The organism is Desulfoscipio gibsoniae DSM 7213 (genome assembly GCF_000233715.2).
GTDB classification, from domain to species: domain Bacteria; phylum Bacillota; class Desulfotomaculia; order Desulfotomaculales; family Desulfallaceae; genus Sporotomaculum; species Sporotomaculum gibsoniae.
Genome location: NC_021184.1, coordinates 2129459 through 2154888, shown reverse-complemented (window position 1 = coordinate 2154888; position 25430 = coordinate 2129459). Strand labels below are relative to the sequence as shown.

General features: G+C 45.7%; 25 protein-coding genes. 19 read left to right on the top strand and 6 right to left on the bottom strand.

Annotated elements, in window-relative coordinates; genetic code table 11:
• Window positions 1–18: 18 nt before the first annotated feature.
• Entirely contained in the window at window positions 19–150 is a 132-nt protein-coding gene (locus DESGI_RS26050) for a hypothetical protein (protein WP_281168102.1), read from the bottom strand.
• Window positions 151–437: 287 nt separating this feature from the next.
• Between DESGI_RS26050 and DESGI_RS10030 the strand changes: the two genes are divergently transcribed.
• Window positions 438–926, top strand: a complete 489-nt coding sequence (locus tag DESGI_RS10030; RefSeq protein WP_006521967.1) for a DUF456 domain-containing protein — start codon at window positions 438–440, stop codon at window positions 924–926.
• Window positions 927–941: 15 nt separating this feature from the next.
• Here DESGI_RS10030 and rnhA read toward each other — a convergent pair whose 3' ends face one another.
• Entirely contained in the window at window positions 942–1400 is a 459-nt protein-coding gene (gene rnhA / locus DESGI_RS10025; RefSeq protein ID WP_006521966.1) for a ribonuclease HI, read from the bottom strand.
• A gap of 255 nt (window positions 1401–1655) precedes the next feature.
• On the opposite strand from rnhA, the gene DESGI_RS10020 reads away from it, so the two are divergent.
• From DESGI_RS10020 to DESGI_RS09965, 11 genes are all read left to right on the top strand, one after another.
• On the top strand, window positions 1656–2795 hold the full coding sequence (locus DESGI_RS10020; RefSeq protein ID WP_006521965.1) for a BMP family ABC transporter substrate-binding protein: 1140 nt from the start codon (window positions 1656–1658) through the stop codon (window positions 2793–2795).
• Window positions 2796–3046: 251 nt separating this feature from the next.
• Window positions 3047–4576 (top strand): ABC transporter ATP-binding protein, encoded by a 1530-nt coding sequence (locus tag DESGI_RS10015; RefSeq protein WP_006521964.1) that lies wholly within the window; start codon window positions 3047–3049, stop codon window positions 4574–4576.
• The gene (locus DESGI_RS10010) at window positions 4573–5661 is read left to right on the top strand and encodes an ABC transporter permease (protein ID WP_006521963.1); all 1089 of its coding nucleotides are present in this window, start codon (window positions 4573–4575) and stop codon (window positions 5659–5661) included. The genes DESGI_RS10015 and DESGI_RS10010 overlap by 4 nt, the downstream gene beginning before the upstream one ends.
• Window positions 5662–5693: 32 nt before the next feature.
• Complete coding sequence (locus tag DESGI_RS10005; protein WP_006521962.1) at window positions 5694–6626, top strand: ABC transporter permease; 933 nt, start codon at window positions 5694–5696, stop codon at window positions 6624–6626.
• A gap of 13 nt (window positions 6627–6639) precedes the next feature.
• Window positions 6640–7215, top strand: coding sequence for a xanthine phosphoribosyltransferase (locus DESGI_RS10000; protein ID WP_006521961.1), 576 nt, complete (start codon window positions 6640–6642; stop codon window positions 7213–7215).
• Window positions 7216–7404: 189 nt separating this feature from the next.
• Window positions 7405–7842, top strand: a complete 438-nt coding sequence (locus DESGI_RS09995; RefSeq protein WP_006521960.1) for a universal stress protein — start codon at window positions 7405–7407, stop codon at window positions 7840–7842.
• 323 nt (window positions 7843–8165) lie between these two features.
• Window positions 8166–11006 (top strand): phosphoribosylformylglycinamidine synthase subunit PurL, encoded by a 2841-nt coding sequence (gene purL / locus DESGI_RS09990; protein WP_006521959.1) that lies wholly within the window; start codon window positions 8166–8168, stop codon window positions 11004–11006.
• Window positions 11000–11833: a phosphoribosylformylglycinamidine synthase I gene (purQ, locus tag DESGI_RS09985; RefSeq protein ID WP_006521958.1), complete on the top strand. Its 834-nt coding sequence runs from the start codon at window positions 11000–11002 to the stop codon at window positions 11831–11833. Before purL ends, purQ begins: the two co-directional genes overlap by 7 nt.
• A 212-nt stretch (window positions 11834–12045) precedes the next feature.
• A complete protein-coding gene (locus tag DESGI_RS09975; protein WP_006521957.1) occupies window positions 12046–12504 on the top strand; it encodes an N-acetyltransferase in 459 nt (152 codons plus the stop codon).
• A 77-nt stretch (window positions 12505–12581) separates the two neighbouring features.
• Complete coding sequence (locus DESGI_RS09970; protein WP_006521956.1) at window positions 12582–13340, top strand: thiamine pyrophosphate-dependent enzyme; 759 nt, start codon at window positions 12582–12584, stop codon at window positions 13338–13340.
• A 330-nt stretch (window positions 13341–13670) separates the two neighbouring features.
• Window positions 13671–14597, top strand: coding sequence for a restriction endonuclease (locus DESGI_RS09965; RefSeq protein WP_006521955.1), 927 nt, complete (start codon window positions 13671–13673; stop codon window positions 14595–14597).
• On the opposite strand, the gene DESGI_RS24535 is transcribed toward DESGI_RS09965, so the two are convergent.
• Window positions 14594–14746, bottom strand: a complete 153-nt coding sequence (locus DESGI_RS24535; RefSeq protein ID WP_157872760.1) for a hypothetical protein — start codon at window positions 14744–14746, stop codon at window positions 14594–14596. The two genes, DESGI_RS09965 and DESGI_RS24535, sit on opposite strands and share 4 nt — an antisense overlap.
• Window positions 14747–15403: 657 nt before the next feature.
• Window positions 15404–15853, bottom strand: coding sequence for a DUF6789 family protein (locus DESGI_RS09960; protein ID WP_041285366.1), 450 nt, complete (start codon window positions 15851–15853; stop codon window positions 15404–15406).
• 515 nt (window positions 15854–16368) lie between these two features.
• Here DESGI_RS09960 and DESGI_RS09955 point away from each other — a divergent pair.
• From DESGI_RS09955 to DESGI_RS09945, 3 genes are all read left to right on the top strand, one after another.
• On the top strand, window positions 16369–16797 hold the full coding sequence (locus tag DESGI_RS09955; protein WP_006521953.1) for a universal stress protein: 429 nt from the start codon (window positions 16369–16371) through the stop codon (window positions 16795–16797).
• Between the two features lie 240 nt (window positions 16798–17037).
• On the top strand, window positions 17038–18189 hold the full coding sequence (gene dinB / locus DESGI_RS09950) for a DNA polymerase IV (protein ID WP_006521952.1): 1152 nt from the start codon (window positions 17038–17040) through the stop codon (window positions 18187–18189).
• A 51-nt stretch (window positions 18190–18240) separates the two neighbouring features.
• A complete protein-coding gene (locus DESGI_RS09945; protein WP_006521951.1) occupies window positions 18241–18855 on the top strand; it encodes a YigZ family protein in 615 nt (204 codons plus the stop codon).
• Between the two features lie 105 nt (window positions 18856–18960).
• Here the strand turns inward: DESGI_RS09945 and DESGI_RS09940 are convergent, their stop codons facing one another.
• Window positions 18961–19452 carry a ferritin family protein gene (locus DESGI_RS09940; protein WP_006521950.1) on the bottom strand — a complete coding sequence of 164 codons (492 nt, stop codon included), beginning with the start codon at window positions 19450–19452 and terminating at the stop codon, window positions 18961–18963.
• A gap of 334 nt (window positions 19453–19786) precedes the next feature.
• Here DESGI_RS09940 and DESGI_RS09935 point away from each other — a divergent pair, with 334 nt between their 5' ends.
• The 4 genes from DESGI_RS09935 (at window position 19787) to DESGI_RS09920 (ending at window position 24908) form a co-directional block, all read left to right on the top strand.
• A complete protein-coding gene (locus DESGI_RS09935; RefSeq protein ID WP_006521949.1) occupies window positions 19787–20470 on the top strand; it encodes a response regulator transcription factor in 684 nt (227 codons plus the stop codon).
• 166 nt (window positions 20471–20636) lie between these two features.
• The gene (locus tag DESGI_RS09930) at window positions 20637–21734 is read left to right on the top strand and encodes a sensor histidine kinase (protein WP_162141529.1); all 1098 of its coding nucleotides are present in this window, start codon (window positions 20637–20639) and stop codon (window positions 21732–21734) included.
• Between the two features lie 79 nt (window positions 21735–21813).
• Window positions 21814–22497, top strand: coding sequence for an ABC transporter ATP-binding protein (locus tag DESGI_RS09925; protein WP_006521947.1), 684 nt, complete (start codon window positions 21814–21816; stop codon window positions 22495–22497).
• Window positions 22494–24908, top strand: coding sequence for an ABC transporter permease (locus DESGI_RS09920; RefSeq protein ID WP_006521946.1), 2415 nt, complete (start codon window positions 22494–22496; stop codon window positions 24906–24908). Before DESGI_RS09925 ends, DESGI_RS09920 begins: the two co-directional genes overlap by 4 nt.
• Before the next feature lie 145 nt (window positions 24909–25053).
• On the opposite strand, the gene DESGI_RS09915 is transcribed toward DESGI_RS09920, so the two are convergent.
• On the bottom strand, window positions 25054–25377 hold the full coding sequence (locus tag DESGI_RS09915) for a hypothetical protein (protein WP_157872759.1): 324 nt from the start codon (window positions 25375–25377) through the stop codon (window positions 25054–25056).
• Window positions 25378–25430: the final 53 nt, after the last annotated feature.

Below are 25430 nucleotides of genomic sequence, written 5' to 3'. Positions count from 1 at the left end.
CACTTTCACTGTATTTAACTATCCACCACCGGACACAATATGGGCAGGAGGTGATGAAATTTTGTCCAAAAATTTTAGCTCATCCAGCTCAAGCAGCTCAAGTTCATTTTCAAGTTCCAGCAGTTCCAAGGGCGGGTGCAGCAGTTCCAAGCAGAACGAATCAAAGGAATCATTAGAGTCTCAATCCTCAGAGCAAGAATCATTAGAAAGTTCGGATTCGGAAACAAACATTCCCGAAGACCTGTAAAAAAGTTCAACGTTCTGCCCGAATACCGGGCAGACAATGCATACTTATAGTAAATTAAAGTAAAGTTATGCAAAAAAATTAAACGGGGCCACAGCCCCGTTTTTTCTTTTAAATATAGACTGACCCAATAAAGTAATATAAAATAATGGCAACAAATGCAGCCAAAATAAACTTTTCCGGGGGTGAAGGTATGCAAGTGCTGGCCATGATCCTGGCCGTGTTGTTTTTTATTGTCGGTTTAGCTGGATCAGTGCTGCCGGTAATACCGGGAGCGATCTTAATTTGGCTGGGCATGCTGATTTACGGGATTTTAACTCAATTTGAAACATTAGGTACAGTTTTCTTTATTGGGCAAGCCATGGCGGCGGCTCTGGTTTACGTTACGGATTATTTGGCCGGAGCTTATGGCGTCAAGAGATACAGCGGTTCCAAGTATGCTGTTTATGGTTGTGTGATTGGCACATTATTGGGCATTATTATTCTGGGCCCAGCCGGTATTATTTTTGGACCTTTTGCAGGCGCCGTAGCCGGGGAACTACTAAATCAAAAGCCACTGAACAGCGCACTACGGATCGGTGTGGGAACACTAGTGGGACTAATGGGCGGAGTCATAATTAAACTGGCTATACAAATAGCTATGATAGTTTGGTTTTTCTGGGCTGTTTTTTCACACGGTTAATAGGTACTTTCCGTGTCACAAGGGATTATCCGGCTGCCGGGGACAGTTTTTTATAGCATCGACCGCCAGCCTGTCACAGCGGTTGTTATATTCGTTGTCAGCATGGCCCTTTACCCACACCCACCGTATCTGGTGACCTTCGGCCAGCTGCAGCAACCGCTGCCATAAATCTATATTCTTCGCCCTCTCTTTGCTATTGCGCATCCATCCTTTAGCCCGCCACCTGGTCACCCAACCTTTAGTTATAGCGTCCACCACATATTTACTGTCTGAATATACCGTTACCAGGCAAGGTTCCTTTAAACTTTCCAACCCTTTAATGACTGCCATTAATTCCATTCGATTGTTGGTGGTATTATCATATGCACCGTACAGTTCTTTTTCATAAATGCCATACTTCAGCACTGTACCATACCCCCCCGGGCCGGGGTTGCCACTACAAGCACCATCCGTATAAATTTCAACTTCCTTCAATTTTATCACCCGCCTTTGTCATAAAAAACCGCAATACAACCACTAAGACCACGCTGGTAATTTTATCATACCTGTTATTTACTGGCAACAACTCTGGGGGTTGGTTTTTTGTCGATTTAAGAAGGATTTTACTTGGAAAGTTAGAATAAAACTAGGGTTAAACATTTGAGGAGGAGGGATGGGTTCGGTTTTTATTTGGCCAGTGCGCTTACTGGCAGCGTTTTTTCTTATATTACTAATTTTGGGGAGGGAAAGATGAAAAAATTATCATTAAGGGCTATGCCGGCCCTGGCAGCAATACTGCTGGTAGCCATGCTGGCAACCGGCTGCGGCAGTAGCGGAAATGAAGGACCGGCCGCTAACCGGACAGATAGTGAAAAATTAAAAGTAGGTTTCGTATACATAGGCCCGATAAATGATGCCGGCTGGACCCAGGCCCATGACGAAGCCCGTGATTATTTAATGGCCGAACTCCCTTACGTTGACGCCAGTGATTACGTAGAAAACGTGCCCGAAAACCCCACCGAAGCCGAAAGAGTGATTACCCAGCTGGCGGAGCAGGGCAACAAAATTATTTTCACCACCAGTTTCGGTTACATGGATCCCACCATCAAAGTAGCTAAAAAATATCCCGATGTTACATTCTTGCACTGCTCGGGTTACGAAACCGCACCCAACGTAGGCGCTTATTTTGGCAGGATGTACCAGGCCCGTTACCTGTCCGGCCTGGTGGCCGGCAAAGCCACTGAAACCAACCTGATCGGTTACGTTGCTGCAATGCCCATTCCCGAGGTCATTCGCGGCATTAACGCCTTCACCCTGGGCGTACAGAAAGTTAACCCGGACGCCCAAGTTAAAGTAGTCTGGACCAACACCTGGGTGGACGCCGCCATTGAAAAGGATGCCGCCCTGGCACTGCTGGACTCTGGTGCGGATGTAATCGCCCAGCACCAGGATTCTGCTTCCCCGCAGCAAGCCGCTGAAGAAAAGGGTAAACTGGGCATTGGCTATAACAGTGATATGGGCAAAATGGCACCCAAAGCCACCATGACTTCACCGGTATGGAACTGGGGACCTTATTATGTGGATACTGTCAAAGCCATTAAAGAAGGTACCTGGCAAAGCACCCCTACAGCAGGCAGCCTGACCTACTGGGGTGGTCTTAAAGAAGGCACCGTTGATTTGGCTCCCTATGGACCGATGGTGCCGGAAGAAGTAAAACAGCTGGTGGAACAGGAAGAACAGCTCATTATCAGCGGTGAATGGGATGTATTTACCGGTCCCATCAAAGACCAGTCCGGTAATGTTAAAGTTGCTGAAGGTGAAGTATTAACCGACGACGAAATGCTAAACATGAATTGGTTTGTACAGGGTGTGATAGGCTCACCCAAATAAGCCGAACCATCTCACTCAAATTACACATTCAATGATACAACCACTGCGAACTGTATAACTTTGAGTTCGGGCAACCATCATTTATGGGCCTGAACTCAAAGATACTTTTTTCAAAGATGCTCTTTATTGTTAAAAATCGTGTAACAAAAAGATAATGCAAATGGTAAACAATTACCAGCGATAATGCTTTAACGGTTGCCTTTTTTGGCAGCCATTTTACATACCAACTTTCTCTTATTAGGAGTAAACCTATGACAGAACCTTACCTGGTGGAACTAAAAAACATTACCAAAAGATTTCCCGGCGTAGTAGCCAACGACAAGGTCAACTTCAACGTCAGGCAAGGTGAAATACACGTGCTGCTGGGTGAAAACGGTTCGGGCAAAAGCACATTAATGTCGATATTGTGCGGACTGTATCGACCGGATGAAGGGGAAATCATGATCCGGGGTACCAAAATGGCGTTTCGTTCACCCCGACAGGCTATCAGCGCAGGCGTTGGGATGGTACACCAGCATTTTAAATTAATTGAATCATTTTCCGTAGCTGAAAATGTTATTTTAGGCAATGAAAACACGCCGCGGGTTTTAAATATACAGCAAATTGAAAATAACCTGGCGCAGCTATCACAGCGTTATGGATTACAGATAAATCCCTCGACCATGGTCTGGCAACTGTCCGTGGGAGAAAAACAACGGGTAGAAATAGTCAAAATGTTACATCGCGGCTCCCAGGTGCTCATACTGGACGAGCCCACCGCAGTGCTTACCCCACAGGAATCAAGCCAGCTTTTCCGCAACCTGCGTGAAATGGCTGGCACAGGCCGGGGCATAGTAGTGATCACTCATAAAATGCATGAAGTTATGGAAATTGCCGATCGAGTTACCGTATTGCGCCGGGGCCGGTCAGTGGCAACTCTGGATAAGCAGCAAATCAACCAGCGAGATCTGGCCTGGCTGATGGTAGGCCATGACGTAGTCAGACAGACAAAGAAAAAAAACCCGCCCGGGGATAAAAATATACTGGAGTTACAGAATGTGCACTGTTTAAACGACCTGGGTCTCCCGGGCCTTACCGATGTATCTTTCACTGTGCACAGCGGTGAAATATTTGGAATTGCCGGCATAGCAGGCAACGGGCAGCGAGAACTGGCCGAAATAATCGCAAGGCTGCGCCCGGTCTCCGACGGTTCGATTTTTATCAATGACCAGGCCATCACAGACTGCTCCCCCAGGCAGGCCATTGACCACGGTGTGGCCCTGGTGCCTGAGGATAGACTGGGTACCGGGCTGGTGCCTAACCTGGATGCAGAGGATAATCTAATTCTTAAAAGTTATCGAAAAGGACAGCTGCGGCGGGGTCCGTTTATGAACCGGGCCGTTGTCCGGGAGAAAGTTATAGAACTGGTCAATCGATTTGAAATTAAACTAAGTGCGCTGGATGCCCCGGTAAAGCTGCTATCGGGAGGCAATTTGCAAAGACTGCTGCTGGCCCGGGAGATTACTTCAGAGCCACAGCTGCTTATCGCCGTATACCCGGTGCGGGGCCTTGATATTAAGGCCACCGAAGCCGTGCACAATTTGCTATTGGAACAGCGGGGCAAGGGTCTTGCCGTACTGTTAATTTCTGAAGATCTGGAAGAAATTTTTAAACTAAGTGACCGTATCGGAGTGCTTTGTGACGGGCGCATTACCGGTATCATGCCCACCGATATGACCGATGTGGAGGAAATCGGTCTACTAATGATGGGAGCACAAAACCAAGGAGAAGCAGCCACATGATAAAACTACCCGGAACAAACCTGCTCATAGAAAAGAAATTATCCCCTGCCCCGACTGCCTTTTTTATAGTGCCGGCAATTTCCATACTGCTGGCGCTGCTGGTGGGAGCATTTTTTCTGGCGCTTTCGGGTCATAACTACTTTGAAATATACACCGCTATGTTCAGCGGTGCTTTCGGGTCAAGCTATGGTTTTACTGAAACTATAGTTAAAACCATACCACTGACCATCACCAGCCTGGGCATAGCTCTGGCATTTCGCATGCAGCTGTGGAACATCGGAGGCGAGGGACAGATCTACATGGGCGCTTTTGCCGCCACATGGGCAGCCTTGTTTTTTCCCATTGGGGATGGCTGGTGGACGATGCCATTTATGATTATGCTGGGAATGCTGGCCGGTGGGATGTGGGCATTAATTATCGCGATTCCCAGAGCCATCTGGGGTGTCAATGAGATTATAACCACCCTGATGCTCAACTACGTGGCTATCCTCTGGGTTAACTACCTGGTCTACGGCCCGTGGAAAGATCCCCAGGGGTATAATTTTCCCCTTACCGCAATTTTTCCACCCGGAGCTATACTACCCACCATTGGCGACTCCCGTATCCATGCCGGTCTATTTTTAGGTCTGCTGATTACTGTGCTGATGTATATAGTGATCCAGCATACCCGCTGGGGATACGAAATCAAGGTCTCCGGTGAAAGCAGCAGTGCAGCCCGTTACGCGGGTATTAGCAACAAGAAAAATATCATACTGGTGATGTTTTTTAGCGGTGCCATTTGCGGGCTGGCCGGCATGTCGGAAGTAGCGGGCATTGCTCACCGGCTGCAACCCGGCGTAAGCATCGGGTACGGTTATACGGCAATTATTATAGCCTGGCTGGCCAGGCTCAACCCATTTGCCATTATCTTAGTGTCATTTTTATTCGGCGGCATGCAGGTTGGCGGCTATATTGTGCAGACCAGCGGCATCCCGGCTTCTATGGTAACCATGCTCCAGGGCATGCTGTTATTCTTTGTGCTGGGTGGAGAGCTGCTGACTTATTATAAAATAAACAAAGCCCCGGCATCACCAACCAGGCAATAATACATGATGCACCATCGGAGGATGATAACTACATGAGCCAGGAAATATTTATCGCCATTTTGGCCACAGCCATTACTGCAGGCACACCAATTTTATACGCCGCCCTGGGTGAAGTGCTGGCGGAACGGTCCGGTATACTAAACTTGGGTGTGGAGGGTATGATGTTGGTTGGTGCCGTCAGCGGTTTCATCTGCGCTTTAAAGACCGCCAACCCCTGGTACGGACTGATGATGGCTATGCTGGCAGGCGGTCTGCTGGCCTTGGTGCATGCTTTTTTAACCGTCACTTTAAGGGCTAACCAGGTGGTCAGCGGGCTGGCCCTTACCATGTTTGGCACCGGACTCAGCGGCTATCTGGGACAGTCCTATGTGGGTGTGCCGCTGCCCGTACCTTTTAAAACTGTTCCCATCCCAGTGCTCAGCGATATTCCAGTGATCGGCCCGGTTTTCTTTAACCACGATCCGGTTATTTATTTAAGCTACCTTCTTGTGCCCGCCCTCTGGTTTTGTATATTCCGCACCAGGGCCGGGCTGCACCTGCGGGCGGTGGGCGAAAACCCTGCGGCCGCCGACTCAATGGGCATTAACGTTTTCCAGACCCGCTACCTTTACGTCATTATCGGCGGCATGCTGGCCGGTATAGGAGGGGCCTATCTTTCTCTCCACTATGTGCCCAGCTGGATGGAGAATATGACAGCGGGCCGGGGCTGGATAGCGGTAGCATTAGTAATATTCGCCACCTGGAACCCGGTAAATGCATTGTGGGGGTCATATCTATTCGGAGGTATCGATGCCCTGGGCTTCAGGCTGCAGACTTTGAATGTGACAGTATCACCTTATTTCTTAAAAATGCTGCCCTATATTTTCACCGTGCTTGTGCTGATTCTAGTTACCAAACGCAACTTAGCAGGCCGTATAGGCTCCCCACAGGCTCTGGGACTGCCCTACGACCGGGAAGAACGATAAAGGGGGATATGAATTGCAGAGCTTGCAGGAAAAGATTATTAATGAAGGACAGGTTTTATCAGATACCGTTTTAAAAGTGGACTCTTTTTTAAACCACCAGATAGACCCTGAATTTGTAATGGCCATGGGCAGGGAACTGGCCAACCGGTACGCAAACGACAAGGTTACCAAAGTGCTCACTGTAGAAGCTTCGGGTATTGCCATTGCCCTGGCCACCGGGCTGACTCTGAGGACACCTGTGGTATTTGCCAAGAAAAAAAGGTCGGCTACCCAGGATCCCCAGGCATACTCCACCAACATATTTTCTTTCACCCGCCAGGAAGCGGTGGATATTTACGTAAACAAAAGATTTATCAATGACCGGGATCGCGTATTAATAGTAGACGATTTTCTGGCCCAGGGCGAAGCGCTGCGGGGCATGGCGGATATAGTTGAGCAGGCGGGAGCCATTCTGGTGGGTGTAGGCATAGCCATAGAAAAGGTTTTCCAGGGCGGCGGCCAGGCGCTGAGAGAAAAGGGAATACGTATCGAATCGCTGGCACCCATTGCCTCCCTAACCGGCGGTCGGGTTACCTTTACCCATATATGATCCTGAACGCTATAGGCTGCGGCCGATAAAAAACAAACTTCCGTTAATCCTACACTTTAATCAAGAATCTTCCAAAGCATAAATACCAGCAACTGTCGAATTTTAGGTGCAGCAAATACCTTGCATAATTAATCAAAGTGAAATATAATAAGTGAAAACATTCACTTATTAAAAGGAGGTTTAAACAGCATGTATAAAAAGATTTTGGTACCACTGGACGGCTCACATCCCTCTATGACAGCAGCGGAACATGCAATACAAATTGCTGCAAGTTTCGACGCGCAAGTAACATTTTTACATGTCGCTCCCAACCTGATACATTATGTAACCGACCCCCGTTTACATGCGGTCTTTGACTACAACCAGCTGAAGCAGGAATTCACTGCCCAGGGTGAAACTATATTGGAGGATGCAAGGAAGGAATTTGAAAAGCATGGAGTAAACATTGATAAAAAACTGTTATGGGGCCATCCCTCCCAGGAGATTATTGAAGAGTGCAAAGAAGGGCAGTATGACTTGCTTGTCATGGGTAGTCGCGGCCTGGGTGATATAAAGGGCTACCTGATGGGCAGCGTTAGCAACAGGGTCACTAGACATGCCCCGTGCCCAGTGTTAATAGTTAGGTAAATAACTACTTACTTAAGGAGCTTTGTTCAAAAAAGGTAAGGCTTTGGTGCCGGGTGTTGAAAGGTTGAAAATCTTTGATTTTCAACCTTTCAACACCCGGCACCAATCAAAACGGCACCGATAAAGCACAGTCACCCCGGCTTGAATGTAATATGGGGGTTTATCTCACCGTTTTAAATCTCCCATATGAATAAGTCAATATTGTTTTTAAAGCCGGGATATAATAAAATACAATAGTACTGGACAAATTGTTTTTTTCGGCCCTACCAGGCCGGAATTTTTATTTTTTTTAAAGCCGCATCAAACCCTGGAGGTGTGAATATATGGCGATTCAGGAAGTGCGGGTCAAAACATTACCCCACCTGGAAGATATTAAAGGTAAGCAATTACTGCATGAAATTCGAAATACACTGCATATTACAAGCATCACCGGGCTGGTTACCGCCAAAGTATACCGACTGGAAGGCATAACCGCTCAACAGGCAGAGTTTTTAGCCCGCCACCTGCTGGCTGAAGAAGTTTTTCAAACTTATACGGTTAACGAAGCAATCATTAAAGATACCGATAAACTAGTGGAAGTAGCATATAAGCCGGGGGTGATGAACCCTGAAGCAGGTTCTATTGTAAAAGCCGCCGCCGACCTGGGCATCACCGAAATGCTGGCTGCTGACTCAAGCTATGAATACGGCTTTTACGGCACTTTGACCGATGACGAAACCAGGCTCATCTTAACCAGATTACTGGTTAATGAAACTGTGGAAAGGGTGGTTACGGAAAAACCAGCCACACTGATTATTAAAGGCCGGCCCGGCGGCACCAGGGTAATACCCATAAGACATATGGACGATGAAGCACTGCTTGAGCTAAGCAGGGATAACCTGTTTTTAAACATCGAAGAAATGCGGTCCATCCAAGGTTATTTTGCCGCCCTGGATCGTGACCCCACCGACTGTGAGATAGAAACCCTGGCCCAAACCTGGTCGGAGCACTGCGTGCATAAAACCTTTAAAGCCACCATTATGGTGGACGGCCAGGCTAAAAAACCGCTCTACCAAAGACTTCGGGAATCCACCGACCGGACCGCCCACCCGCTGGTGCTATCCGCCTTCGAGGACAATTCGGGCGTCATAGAGTTTTATGACGGCCTGGCACTGTGCGGCAAAGTGGAAACCCACAATTCCCCATCCGCCATAGAGCCATACGGCGGAGCCATGACGGGCAGCGGTGGGGTTTTCCGGGACATTATGGGCACCGGTAAAGGCGCCAAAGTAATTGCTTCCACAGACATGTTCTGTTTTGCGCCTCCGGATTTACCCACCGCCGATGTGCCCCCTGGCTGTTTGCACCCCCATTACCTGCTGCGCCGGGTAGTGGACGGGGTACGGGATTACGGTAACCGCATGGGCATACCCACCAATAACGGATCGGTGCACTTCCACCGGGACTTCAGGGCCAAGCCCACCATTATTGTGGGGGCTTACGGCATCATGCCCGCCGCTGACGCCGGTAAAGGGCAACCGGTAAACGGTGATCTGGCTGTGATTGTGGGTGGCCGGACCGGACGGGACGGCATCCACGGAGCCACATTTTCCAGCGGTGAAATGACCCACCGTACTATGGACGTTAATGCCAGTGCCGTGCAGATTGGCCATGCCATTGAAGAAAAGCGCATGAGCGACGCCCTTTTGCGGGCACGGGATGAAAAACTGATTCGAGCGGTCACCGACTGCGGTGCAGGTGGCTTTGCCTCAGCCTTTGGGGAAATGGGCGAGGGGACCGGTGTAAGGGTTCACCTAGAACGGGCACCTCTAAAATACCAGGGGCTGGCACCCTGGGAAATTTGGCTATCCGAAAGCCAGGAAAGAATGGCCCTGGCTGTAGATCCCGCCCATATGGAGCGCCTGGCAGACATCTGCCGGGAGCATAACGTGGAAGTCACAGTTATCGGCCAGTTCACCGGCACAGGCAAACTTGAAGTCCTCTACCAAGATGAGCTGGTATGCGAGCTGGATATGGAGTTTCTGCACCACGGCATTCCCGGCCGCACGATGACCGCCGTACCCCGGGAGCATACGGTACAGATTATCGAACCTGATATGCCCGGCGATTGGGAGCAGATATGCACTAATGTGATGCAGCACCTCAACGTATGCTCCAAAGAGCCCATCGTGCGCATGTATGACCACGGTGTTCAGGGCAGCAGCGCACTACCTCCATTTGCCGGGGTGGCCGGTGACGCCCCCAACGACGCCGTGGTCATCGCCCCGCTACTCGGCCAAAAATACGGGGCCGTGATAGCGCACGGGCTAAACCCCGTACTCAATACCATCGACCCTTACGCGGGAAGCATTTGGGCGGCAGCCGAGGCAGTATCCAACGCCGTCGCCACGGGCGCCAACCCGGATGAGCTGGTTTTAATAGATAATTTCATCTGGCCCTACCCGGACGAAACCTCTTTATACGACCTTGACCGGGCCGTGGATGCCTGTGTGGATTTTGTCAAAGCAACAGGTATGCCCTTTATTTCAGGCAAGGACAGCCTGAGCAGCACCTACCGGGCCCCGGACGGCTCGGTGATAAAAATACCGCCCGTACTTTGCATATCCTGCTTTGGGCGGATAGCGGACGTAACTCAAACAATATCCACTGATTTCAAACGCTCCGGCAGCATAATTGCATTGGTGGGCCAGCGCGATATTAATCAAATGGGGGGTTCTACGTATTTTGACATCACGGGTGCCGCGTCGAACCGGGTACCCCTGATTGATCCGGCTCTGCTGACCGTCACTTTGCGCAGCCTGCACCGGGCCATCCGCAGCGACGCGATCCTGGCCTGCCACGACATCAGTGAAGGTGGGCTGCTGGTCGCCCTGGCTGAAATGTGCCTGGGCGGTGGCGTAGGCGCCGCCATAAACCTGCCGGCCAACCAGCGGGCGGATTACTGTCTGTTCAACGAAACAGCGGGCTGCTTTGTGGTAGAACTGACTGACCGGGCTCGGGCTGAAGAATTATTCCAGGACGTGCCCTATCTAATTTTGGGCTGTACCACCTCTAACCATAACATATCGGTCACCCAGGACAACAATAGTATTTTTAACATTGCCACCGCCAAACTTTTTAAAGCCTGGCAAAAACCCATGCAGGAGGTGTTCGGCGGATGTTAAATACAAATAAGCTTCATGAAACAAATGTTCCCAGCTTTAAACCACGGGTGTGTATATTGCGAACCGACGGCACCAACTGTGATCAGGAAACGGCTTACGCCTTCACCAAAGCTGGCGGTGAATGCCGGCTGGTACACGTTAACCAGCTGAGAAGCGGAGCTGAGAAGCTGGTTGACTACCAGATACTAGCCGTGCCGGGGGGGTTTTCCTACGGCGACGACATCCATTCTGGAAAAGTACTGTCCTTGGAAATGGCCTCCTTTTTAAACGACCAGCTGAGCCGGTTTGTGGATGATGGCAAGCTGGTGCTGGGTATCTGCAACGGCTTCCAGGTGCTGGTGCGTACCGGGCTTTTACCCTGGGGCGAATTGGGCAGCATTAAGGCCACGCTGATGCAAAATAACAGCGGCCATTTTGAGTGCCGTTGGACTAACCTTTTAGTAGAGCAAAACCACTGTGTATTCACCCGAGGACTTGCCGGCACTGTGCTCCAGTACCAGGCAGCCCACGGTGAAGGTAAATTTTTAACAGACGAAGCCACCTTGCAAAAGATAGAACAGGCCGGGCAGGTAGTTTTTCGCTACGCCAGCGACGCCACAGGGCAGCCTACCCAGGACTACCCGCAAAACCCCAACGGCTCGCTGCACGCCATAGCCGGTATATGTGACCAAACCGGCCGGGTGCTGGGACTGATGCCGCACCCGGAAAGGTTTATAGAATCGTTCCACCACCCCAACTGGCGGCGGGCCTTTTTAGGCAAGCCCCACGGTTTGCCACTGTTCCGCAACGCCGTGGTCTACGCCGCCCAAACCGGTGCCGGGTGTTAGGGTATAAATTTGACATTCCAGAGGAAATTGGCCGGGCTATTGAATTCTTGTCGCCCGGCACGGCACCCGTGTTAAATTATAAAGCTTGTGCAGATAATAGCGCCGGTGCCCAATTCCACCGGCGCCATAGTAACGGTGCCGGTTTCAGGTGGCCCGGGTGCCCACCAACAACCTGCGCCCGGGCATATACCAGTTAAAGGCAGGAGATTAAATTGCTTTTTCGTAAAGCTAAAATTTCAGATATTGAATCTATCCATCAATTAATTACCCACTTTGCTGAAAAAGACCTGATGCTGGCCCGCTCCCGCTCCTCTTTATACGAAAGCCTGCGGGAGTTTACCGTTGCCGATGTGGGTGGCCGCGTTGTTGGTGCCGGTTCGCTGCATATCATCTGGGATGACCTGGCTGAAATACGCTCCCTGGCCGTGGACGAAGCGTACCAACACCAGCAAATAGGCCGCGGGCTGGTGGATGCTTTCCTGGCCGAGGCCATTGACCTTGAAATACCTAAAGTTTTTGCATTAACTTACCAGGCCCCGTTTTTTGTCAAATGCGGCTTTAAGCTTATTGCCAAAGAAGAACTGCCTCAAAAGGTATGGAAAGAATGCATTAACTGTCCTAAATTCCCCAATTGTGATGAAGTAGCGGTTTTTAAGGCTCTGGAAGTTTAAAAAAAATCACCGTACCTGTATATCAAGGGCTTTACCGGGTGATATTGAAAATAGATGAACAATAAGGAGGTACAACTATGCCCGAACCTCAACCGGTAATGCCCCGTTGCTGGCGCGTAGAGAGCAAGCCGCATAAATTTTGCCCCGGGTGCGGACACGGACTGGTTTTAAAATGCCTGGGCGAAGCTATTGATGAACTGGGAATTCAGCAAAACACCGTATTTGGCTGTGATATCGGCTGTTCACTGCTGTCCTGGGACTTTTTTAACGTAGACAGCGTGCAAACACACCACGGGCGTACCACCCCCGTGGTCACCGGTATCAAAAGAGCCAATCCCGATACTGTTTGTATTGCCTACATGGGGGACGGCGGCGGCTATGCCATAGGCTCCCAACACCTGGTCAACGCTGCGGGCCGCAATGAAAACATTACGGTAATTCTGGCAAACAATACCGTGTACGCCATGACCGGCGGCCAGATGGCCCCCACCACCATGCCGGGCCAGAAAACCGAAACCAGCCCCTACGGCCGGGACCCCGGACCTACTGGCTACCCCATGTTGGGGCCGGAAATGGTGTCCGCCATTACCAGGGAAGGGGCCTACGTGGCCCGGGGCAGCATTGCCAACTTAAGGCAGTTGAAAAGCTATATTAAAAAGGCGCTGGAGAATCAGCTGGCCGGGCGGGGTTTCTCTTTTGTGGAAGCACTGGCTGCCTGCCCCACCAACTGGCGCACCAACGCGGAAGAAACCTGGCGTTTTGTAGAGAAGGACATGGCCAGTTACTTTAAAGTGGGTGAGTTAAAGAACCCTGCTGCCACTGAGAAAGCTGTTTAGATTGGCTTAAAAGTTATATTGTATCTACAGCAGCCAGGTATCCCGAAAATTAATATCCGGCAAATAGGCGGCGCACCATATAATAAGCCGGCCCTTAATGTGGCCGGCTTTACTATCACCTAATACATAACAGCTCCAACATTGTCAGAGGATCATATGAGCCTTAAAGAGAAAAGGCGCAAGAGCAGGCACATATAAGCGCGACAATAAGGTAACAATACAGTGTAAAAAATCAGCAAAACGGCAATACTTTCCATATAATAGTATGGTTCTTATTTATAACATACTAAGCATTCACAAAAGCTTCATTAGAATGGAGGTTTATATTGCTTGTTCAACAAACGAATATATCACTACATGCAAAACCCGCCCCGGGACGAACGCAACCGCCTTGCCCACACCATAGACTTTGCAATTACACTGTTATTCACTTGGTTTATCACAATTTTAGCCGCACAGTTTTTACCCCTGGGGCAATCAATGATCAACATTATAATCATTCCCATCATGATAGCCGAAATAATATTGGTCACGAAAATAAAAATTAGCAGGCGCAAAGCGCTGAGCATTCACCGAGACATTTGGTACAGTGCTCGCAAATGCCGGCAAAATATTGAAAATATACATGACCGGGAAGAATTCGCCCAATTGGTTAAGGAACTGCTCGAGGGTATAGCCCCCTTTGAAGGAATGAAAAAGCTTAATCCCTGCCCGGATTCCACAATCGACCTCTCCGGTTACCTGCGCAATCAAAAAATTGGTGTCATGTGCATAAATACAGCCGCAAAAGATAACCGGGTGACCGCAGATCAAATTAAGGGCTTTTTACAGGAAATTAAGCAGGCTCAATTTAATATAGGTATAATCATAACCAGCGGTTCGTATACCGATGAGGCCCGCCGGTTTGTCCGGCGTATGAGTGGACGAATAAAGATCCATCTTGTTGAAAGTAACGGGTTGCTGCATATGGCCAAACGAACCGAACATCCAATTTTCCCGGTGGAAAAATGGCAGGAAGAAGGGTACACCCGCATTTCAGGTCTAGAAATGGCCCTATCCATCAAGGAGAATATTATGGCTTCCAAAAAAAGAGCCCTTTTATTCACTTTGCTCGGAATAGCATTTTTAGTCATTGGTGCTTTACAAACCGGGTTGATCAGCACCATTTACGTTATCTTTGGTGTGATAAACTTATTTATCGGCCTGACTGGTTTTATACTGAGCCTGCTGCACAAAAACGAATTAATCTTTGATTAATCTTTATTTATCCAGGCATTATAATCACGTACAAAATTGCAGCCACGCCTGCTGCCCGGGGCAATATCACTGAAAACAAAATCATGAGTGCCAGCTTTATCATACTTTAATTTCTCCCGTTGCCCTTGATTATCACGACCACTGCTCAAAGCCACACCCCCTTGTCCCACCCACAGGGCAGGTTAATAAGAAATCCCCTTCCAAAAAGAAGGGGATTTCTATTCAAGCCCGTAATGACCTACGCTACAACCACCACGCGTATCTACGTAGCCCATGACAACCTTTCGGCTGCCATGAACCATTACGACACCCATGATGATCTTTGCTCGACCATTATGGATACCTGATGAGCCTACAACAATCTCTCGACTACTGTAAACCCATAGGACTTTTCACAAGCAACGCAATCCATTCGGCACCCATAATAATCTTAGCTCGACCGATAAACATCTCTTACGACCATATAATAATCTTTAGGACTATTATATAGCCTGCCAAAACATTTACCGATCTGCCCGCCGGCTAATAACGAGCCAGTCGACCCGATATTAACCTTTGGCCGACTATTACAGAGCCTTGCGACCCTGTAACACTCTTGGCTCGGCCATTACGAACCTTACGTTAATATAATGCCCGGTCATAAAGAATATATACTGTTAATAAATGGGAAGCCATTCAAAGTCCTGACAAAATGTGCGTGACAAGTTACTTGGACATAAGCCTGTTCAATTCGAAACTTCAATAATAAAAGCCGGTTCAACCCGGCTAATTGTTTATAAGGGAAGAAAAAACAATCCTTGAACTCATTACGGTAGTTCTTTTCTGCTATCCAGCCTATTTAGAGTTTCAGCTAAAACAAACCCAAATACAACGGCACCTATAAAATCTGTTACTGCTGTGAGCGTTGTCAGCGGCGTAAGCTTAGGCACATCAGATATATAAGTCAATGCATATATAGCAAACCATGATATTAAGCCAAAAAGTATCCCTTTAAAAATATAATTTATACTTGTTATCAGCCTGGAAATAAGTAAAGCGAATAAAGAACCTAAAAAGCCTACAAATATTAATTGGACGATCAAGAAAAATATAACTGATAAAATATTAGTAGGACTGTGGCCTGTAATAATTATACTCGGCCAGTCCAAAAAACGTAAATTGGCAATGCCTAGATAATAAGATATATAGCTTACTATATTCATTGCTACGCCGCCTGTTACCCCGGCAACAAAACCTCTTGTGGTTGAATCTTTCATAACCAAGTAAATTTCCCCCCTCTTTAAACATATTTTCCCCAAAACAATTTAAAGTAATTCTACTGCTTGTTTATATCACTTTCTTTTGATTTGTTCACAAGCCATGGGTTCAACAAACGTATATTGAGCCAACTAATATTTCACAATAATTAGAAACATGGCGGTCTCCGGAGGGAGGGGATAGTTCTCCTATAAAAGATGGCTTCCTGTTTGTTTTTATTTGCCAGATTAACATCTCTCTGTATGCTTTTTGTTCATATCCTTTCATATACTCCATAGCCTCCACCCATGAGTCATTGATAATATTTATATCATGCTGGTACCTAAACTGTCCATTTATCATGGATGATACCAACTAATAACCATGAATACAGCATCCAATTGAGTTATTTTTAAAAAGATTGCCAGCAGTGAGCAATATCACACCTGTTCCGTGACCTGGCAAACTTCCAATAATGGATAAATTGGCTATTATGTTGTCAAAGTTATTTCAACAAATCTAAGGGGGGCCCTTTATGAAGAAGTATTTATTAGCAGTTGACGGGTCAGCAAATGCGCAAAGGGCAGCGCAATTTCTTATTGACCTGGTGCAATGTGAAAAGGAAGTGGAAATTATAATTATTCATATAGTTAATGCCAAAAAAGAGATTTATAATTTTTCTCCCTTCACTGACTATAAGGAAATTGAAAGAATGGTTATAAATCAGGGCAGGGAGATTGCTGAAAATCAGGCAAAGTTATTTGAAAACGAGCAAATACAAGTCAAAAAAGTAGTAGCAGCTGGTGACCCGGGCTATGAAATTGCCGAGTATGCCAGACATGAAAACTGTGATCAAATAGTAATAGGTACCAGGGGGTTAAGTAATCTTAAGGGGTTGGTCCTGGGGAGTGTAAGCCATAAGGTTATTCACTTCGCTCACTGCCCGGTAACTCTGGTGAAATAAAGGAGTGTAAAACTTATGTAAACATCCATTAAGCAGGTGGAAAAAACCGTTGTGCAACAGCCCTCCAAGTATTAATCAGGTGAATAAAAATGAAAGTTGGTATAATGGAAGAGGCTACGTCTTGTTTCATGTTTTCCCTCATGAATATAATATAATTAAGGGAATAGTCCGGTATTAATTTAGAACTTGGCATGTGAACCTTGCAATTAGCCACAAAAATTTTGTTTGTGTGGGGGCAATATGGCTATTATCCACGTGGATATGGACGCTTTTTTCGCTTCTGTAGAGCAGCGGGACAATCCGGAGCTGCGAGGCAAACCGGTAGCTGTAGGCGGCCGGCCGGATCAGAGGGGAGTGGTGGCCACCGCTTCATATGAGGCCCGCCGGTTCGGTGTGCATTCGGCTATGGCTATGGCCACTGCCGTTAAACTATGTCCCGGGCTGGTTATTGTTCCAACGAATCATAATAAGTATAAAGAGGTTTCCGATGTCATAATGGAGATTTTCCATACGTATACGCCTTTGGTTGAGCCCCTTTCACTGGACGAGGCTTTTCTTGATGTGCGGGGCAGTGAAAAGTTATTTGGGCCTCCGGAGTTTATTGGTGGGGAGATTCAACGGCGTATCAAAGAGGAACTTCAATTATCCGCCTCGGTAGGTATCGGCCCCAATAAGTTTATTGCCAAGCTGGCTTCGGATTACCTAAAACCGCGCGGATTCACGGTAATCCCGCAGGAGAAAGTTCTCGAATTTCTTGCGCCGCTGCCGGTGGAAAAGATATGGGGTACCGGCTTAAAAACGGCGGATAAGTTAAAGCGTATCGGTGTGTATACCATTGGTCAGTTAAGGGAGCTGCCCCAAAGTTTTTTAGAAGATGGTTTCGGAAAATACGGCTCAGTACTTTACGAATTTGCCCGGGGCGAGGACACCAGGCCGGTCAAACCATACCGCGAGGCCAAGTCTGTAGGCAAGGAGATCACTTTTGCCGAGGACGTCCGGGATATGGATAAACTGCGGCAAACACTGCGCCGGCTGACGGAGAAGATCGGGCGCAGTTTGCGCCGTGATAATGTCAAGTGCGGTTCTGTGACGCTTAAGATTAAGTACCCGGACCGTAAACTGGTGACCCGAACGGAAGGTTTGACTGAACCAACCAACCTGACCGGCATTATTTACGCGACGGTAACGCGTTTGCTGGACAAGCACTGCAAACCTCCGGTCAGGTTAATTGGTCTGTCCTGCGGCAAGTTAACCAGAGAACAGATAATTACATTATTTCCGGATGAGCAAAAGGTTAAAGAGGAAAGGATTACCGCGGCCCTGGATAAATTAAAAGACCGCTACGGTGAGGAAGTTGTCAAAGTGGCCAGTTTACTTGATAAGCGCAAGTAAATGAAGAGGAAAACCATTATAAGCCAAAGAAATTGTCAGGAGTTGGCAGCCATGAAAAACAGCTATCGAACCATTAATGAGCCGGTGGTGGTGGAAACAATCATCAAAAAATCCCGTTTCATCACCTCAGCCTCCCCGATAAATGATGCAGAAGAGGCCGGCCGTTTCTTATCAACCATTAGAGAAAAACACAGCCAGGCCAATCATAACGTGTTCGCCTACGTAATCAATGAACGGACACAGCGTTACAGCGACGACGGCGAACCCGGCGGCACAGCCGGAAAGCCGGTGCTGGACCTGATCATGCAAAAGTCATTGACCCGGATTATTATCGTGGTCACCAGATACTTCGGCGGCATCATGCTGGGGGCCGGCGGCCTGGTCCGGGCCTACCGGGAAGCGGCCCTGAAAGGAATCGAAACCGCCGGCGTTGCCACCCGGCTATTATACAAAGAGCTGTACATAACTATCGATTACACCTGGCTGGGCATGGTAAAAAATGAACTGGAAAAAGCCGGCGCTAAACAAGCGGAAATAACCTATGAGCAGCAGGTAATAATTAAAGTATACCTGGAACCCGACGATATAAACAGAGTGGCAAAACAATTGCTTGAGGTAACCGGAGGGCAGGCGGTGCTGGCGGAAGGGGAGTTTTGTTATATATAAAGTAGTTAGAAATCGGATAAATGTCCCCCAAAATAAAGGGGGCTTATAAAATGCCCAATTATGGCCATGAAGTGCAAAGGGAAATTTATCAGGATTCTAATCCGATTATCTCAAAGAATTATAAAGGAACCCGAACCTGGTGGCGTGCTCCATCTCATCAGTCATAGCCATGAAAAAGGTATCTCTCACCAGCTGATCCGTGCTCGAAAGAATAATTTCTTGATAGGTTTCGGCTGCTTCCAGTTCATCTTTCATGGCAAGCAACAGGCCTTCCCGGTAACTCCGGTATTGAACGGGAGTTACAGTATATTGTGGTTTTTGGCCGGTGAAATAACAGTATAATCTCGTGAACGCCTCCAAATGCTGCATCTCATCTCTATAAGCATGATCAATGAATTCACGGTGAAGTTCATTCGGGGCTTCCCTTAACAGTCGATAATAAAAATCAATAGCGGTTGCTTCGCCGACAATGGCCTGATAAAGGTTGCGCAAAAACAATCCGAAGTCCGGGGGACCTAATATAGGCATTTGCGGAATTTGCAATTTATATCCTGTTGGCGCCGGGGGTATGGCGGATGTTGTTGGGTCCTGGCTCATACTACGACCTCCAAATCTTTCATTTTACCCATAATATGTAAACCCAAGGGAAGTTGTGCCAATAATGGTAAAAAGGCTTATTGATTCAGAGGCCTTGCGTATCTTCTGGATAAAGAAACATTACCGGGGTTTGGTAGGTAAAAGTTTTGACCGTTGACCATTATGGTATCAGCTGATTCTTGTAGCATTGCTCAATAGCATAAAAGTGAGTTTAGTTTATAAGCCTCACCTTTCGGGTGAAGCTTATATTTTTTGTTTCGGTAAGACAAAGCCTTGCAAAATGTTCGATAGGGCTTAATAATTAAAAATAAGTAAAAAAAAAGGGAGACTAAATATGCGAAAAATATTATTAGTGGAAGATGATTTAAGCTTAATTGAAGGCTTAAAATTCTCACTTTCCAAGCATAACTTTGATGTCACGATTACAAGGACTGTAAAGGAAGCCGAAAAATGTTTAAATCAAAATGAGTACAATCTAATTATATTGGATTTAATGCTTCCTGATGGCAGCGGCTTTGACATATGTAAATCAGTTAGGCAAACATCAAATATACCAATAATTTTCCTAACAGCTTCCGATGAGGAAGTAAATATTGTCATGGGTCTGGATATAGGAGGAGACGATTATATAACAAAGCCATTTAGGCTAAATGAACTTATATCGAGAATAAATGCTGCATTAAGAAGGTCGAACCCCCAAAAGCAGCTGTCAACGGAGTTAATTTCCAATGGGATTATAGTTAAGCTTTTGGAAGGAAGAGTGATAAAAAATGGCTTGGAAATAGAACTTACCACTGTCGAATACAGATTGTTATGTCTTTTTATGCAAAATCCAAGGATTATATTATCAAAAGAGCAAATAATGCAAAAGTTATGGGACTGTCGTGAAAGCTTTATTGATGATAATACTCTGGCTGTTTATATCAGCAGGCTCCGGGAAAAAATAGAGGATTTCCCAAAGCACCCCTCATTTTTAGTTACAATAAGGGGAATGGGATATAAATGGAACATTTTATGAGGGGTTTTTTATGAGTTTACTAGTTAATAGGGAAGCAAAAAATTTTTTAATATTATTTTCGCTGGTATTATTCCTCGGCGTTATACTCTTTCAGGTCATTGCCTACATACAGGCCGTCCATTTTAGAAATGAAATGATCGTACATGACTATGAGATTGCGGGGTACTTGAAGCAAAAACACCCGGAACTGGCTGTTGATATCCAAGAGGCATTCACGGCCGATAAGTTACCGGATCATCTTGAAACAGGTAAAGCTCTGCTGGAACAATCCGGATACAAAAATGGTATCCAATTGCATTTAATACCTCAAGTGGACAAGTTCTATAGATCAAACAAGGCAACTAACTTGATATTTTCCAGTATGTTTGTTCTTGTAATATTGCTAGTTGTTTATTTATTTTTAAAAACCCATTACAGAAAAATAGATCAGTATAACAATGACATCAGCAAAATAATGAATGGCGAAATTTCCACCAGGCTTGACGATAATGAAGAAGGAAATTTGTCTAAATTGGCGGCATCAATTAATTTATTGACTGCATCACTCTATACCCATATCGAAAAAGAAAAACAAAACAGGGTTTTTTTAAAGGATATTTTAACTAATGTGTCTCATCAGCTAAAAACTCCCCTGTCTGCCCTTACTATGTATACTGATATCATGAGAAATGAAAATACAGATAATGACGTGATAGTAAAGTTTTTAGATAAAAGCGAAAAAGAACTTGAACGTATGCAAACCCTGATAGCCAACCTTTTAAAGATGGCCAAATTGGATGCAGGGATCATTGAGCTTAATAAAAGTAACCATATTTTAAATGATATTATAAAACAGGTGGCGGAAAGTTTTGAAACCAGGCTGTCCAAAGAACAAAAAACCTGGGCGGTAAAATCGGACTGTAAGGTGGCATATCTCTGCGACAGGGAATGGATGTTGGAAGCCCTGAGTAATTTATTTAAAAACGCTGTGGAACATACAAGGGCAGGGAACCACATCAGTGTCCTAATTGAAGAAACGCCATTGATCATAAAAATAACTTTCGAAGATAATGGGGAAGGTATTCACCCTGATGATATCAATCATATATTTAAAAGATTTTACAGAAGTAGGTTTTCGCAAAACAAGCAAGGTACCGGCATAGGGCTTAGTTTGGCGAAAACAATTATTGAAATGCATGGCGGGTTTATATCCGTAGAAAGTACAATTGAAAAGGGAACAAAATTCACTGTGCATTTGCCAAACTTACAAAATTGTAAGGTTTAATTCATCTTAGAGTAAGGTTGGCTGGTTATTCTATGTTTGTTCTAAATGAACGACTAGAATAATAACCGGGGTGGGAAGATTGGAGATTCTAAGGACTGAGAATTTATCAAAAACTTATGGAAAAGGCGAAACAAAGGTGGAAGCCTTAAAGGATGTGTCCTTTTCTGTTTCCAAAGGTGAATTTGTTTCCATTGTTGGACCGTCGGGCTCGGGGAAAAGTACACTCTTAAATCTGCTTGGAGCATTGGACATGCCAACATCGGGCAAGGTCTTTATAGATGGCCGGGATGTTTTTAATATGCAGGAAGAGGCGCTGGCGGTATTTCGCAGGCGTAATATAGGATTCATTTTTCAAGCATATAATCTTGTTCCTGAATTAAATGTTGAGGAAAATATAATCTTGCCATTACTGTTGGATCATAAAAAACCAGATCAGCAATATATTGACGAATTGCTTTTTACACTGGGATTGACGGAAAGAAAGCACCACCTGCCCAGTCAACTTTCAGGAGGACAGCAGCAGCGTGTGGCTATTGGACGCGCCCTTGCAGCCAAGCCTGCAATCATTTTGGCCGACGAGCCAACGGGAAACCTTGATAGTAAAAACAGCAGAGATGTAATTGACCTGATGAAGTTGTCTGTGGAAAGGTATCAGCAGACCCTGATTATGATTACGCACAATGAGAACTATGCTTCTTTTGCAGACAGAGTCTTTCAAGTTAAGGATGGAGTGGTCACCGAGCTTGGAGGTGGCCAAAGATGAAGAATTACCTGGCACTTGCTCCCCAATACCTGTCGGCACATAAAAAGAAGACAAGATTGGCTATGATTAGTGTGGCGCTATCGGTTGCTCTTATCACCGGAATATTCTCCATGCTGGATGTTTTTCTGCAGTTTGAAAAGCTGCAGGTGATTCATGATTATGGAAATTATCATCTTGCCATTATAGATGCTTCCGAAGAAGAAATGTCTGTCATTAGAAACCGCATTGATGTTCGGAATTCGGGAAGATGGAAGGACCTTGGAGATGGAAACATAAACGAAATCCCTTGCAAACTTGGGGCGCTGGATGAAGCTTTTGCTGAAAATATGAATGTTAAAGTAATACAAGGAAAATATCCAATCGCCAACAATGAAATAATGCTCGAACAATGGGCAACTGAAAAACTATATTTAAATGTGAATATTGGTGATAGAGTTAAGATTTCTTTTGCTGACAATAATCAAGGAGAATTCATAGTAAGCGGAATTTATAATGATTTGGGTAACATGAAGGCGGCGGGTGTGCCGGGGGTATTCTTATCTATGTCCGGTGCCAGTGAGATAACGTCTGGGAAAATGAATTTGTATCTTGTTGAATTTAAGGAAAAAGTGAATATTAACCAGGTAGTAAGTGACATTAAAAGGGTGCTGAACATTGCTGATGATAGGGTGGAACTAAATAATCATTTGCTTGCGGTAATAGGACAAAGTACACACAAGGCTGCAGTTGGGCTGTATACCATAGGCGCTATTTTGTTTTGTATAGTCCTCGTGGCAGGCGTAGTGATGATATACAATACCTTCAATATTTCGGTAATGGATAGGGTGCGGCAGTTCGGGCTCTTAAGGTGCGTCGGCGCGTCACAGTCACAGATAAAAAAGCTGGTTAAAAGAGAAGGGCTTATAATAACCCTTCGGGCAATCCCTTTGGGGATCCTTGCAGGCATGCTGATGACTTTTATTTGTTCCGCTATACTAAAGTATTATAATAATACTCTTTTCGGAGAAATTCCCTTGTTCAGCATAAGTATAACAGGTATAAGTTCCGGGATAGTCATCGCTTTTCTGACCGTATTTATGGCTTCTTTATTACCAGCTCAAAAAGCCGCACGGGTTTCGCCAGTAAATGCTGTAATGGGTAGTAATCATATAAAAATTTCAAAAAGAAAGAAAAAGGGTTTTTTAACGAAAATTCTCCATGCTGAAATTGCTATGGGCATAAACAATGCCATTATGAAAAAGAAAACACTCTTTTTAATGTCCAGCTCCATTGCGCTCAGTATCATCATGTTCTTGGGCTTTAACGTGTTGATCGATTTTATGTATGCTTCTCTTAAAACTACCAAACCCTACACGCCTGATATTTCTATGACATCTGAACAAGGCCTGAATGACGAACTATACCAAAAATTATCGGAAATTGATGGTGTTGAAATAATTTATGGAAGAATGCTCGGCTATGTTGACGCTACCTTTAATGCATCGAGGCTGACCGATACATATAAGGATATTGTGAAAGGGATTACATTAAAGGACAATGGTTTATTTATGCCTCCTGAAAAGTCCTGGCTTATTTCCTATGATAAAAACCAATTAAACTGGGCAAAAGAAGATTTGATGGCCGGAGAGCTTTCAGAGGATAAAATGAATGAGCAGAACGGGGTTATAGCGGTTGCCCGGAATTTAAGAGGCAGCGTTTCGACAGAAACTGCTAATTTGCAATTAGGCGATAAGGTTTACGTTAAAACCCCTGGTGGAACGAAAGAGTTAACAGTTATGGGAATTTTGCGTTCCCTGCCCTTTAGCAGTGCGGAACCGACATTAACTGCATTTATTACAACAGAGGCATTATTCACCGATATAGCTGGTGAATCTAAATATAAAGCAATAGATATCCAACTTAAAAATAAAAAAGATGAGCGGGCTGTTGAGGCAATAAAGAGCAGTGTGGATGATACCGTAACTTTCCTTGATCAGCGCCAAAAAAACGCCGAGATGAACCAGATTTTTTTAACAATGGCTGTGTTTGTTTATGGCTTTGTTGCGGTAATAACTTTGATAAGCTTTTTGAACATCATCAACACCATGAACACAAGCATTGCGTCTAAAACCAGGTATTTAGGGGTTATGCGGGCTGTTGGTATGTCGGGCGCGCAATTAAATAAAATGGTTCTGGTTGAAGCTGCGACATACAGCCTGACCGGCTGCCTTGTCGGATGTACCCTGGGAGTTATACTGCAAGGAGTATTGATTGCAAATTATCTTTCCAACTTTCATGTACCCTGGGAATTTCCTCTGGTGCAAATTATTTTGATATTAATTCTTACCGTATTAGTGATAATGTTTTCTGTTATTAGTCCTTTAAAGCGAATAAAATCAAAGGGTATTTCAGAGGTTGTCAATTCACTTTAATTTTAAGCTATTTGATAATGCCCGGCCGGGCCGTTAGGCCAAAAACGTACCCCCACAACAACATCTTAGTTGTCTGGGGGTACGTTTTTAATTCCGCGAATACTATATTATGTCACAAAGATAAATGTATTAATGCAAATTATTTTTAAACTTCTATCCTTGGCTTATCATTCAGCCAGTGCAGCACCTGGGCTAGAACTAAGCCCCATAAAGTGGTGCCGATAAAATGGGAAAATGTTGTTAGCACGGATGTAGTAGTAAGATCAGCTATTTTGAATATTACAGGTACCGCATAAAGGATAAAAGACGACCCTATCCCCCAAATAGCACCTTTAAATAGAATGTCTCTTGAGTTTATAAGTTTTATCAAATATGCAAAAATAATCCCCATTATACCCGCAAATAATAACTGCGCAAATAAAGCTAATATTGTTGCAAATATAGTTACCGGCTTATCACCATAAATCATTATTGCGGCCCAATCAAGGAACCGGTCATTTGATATTTTTAATATATAATATG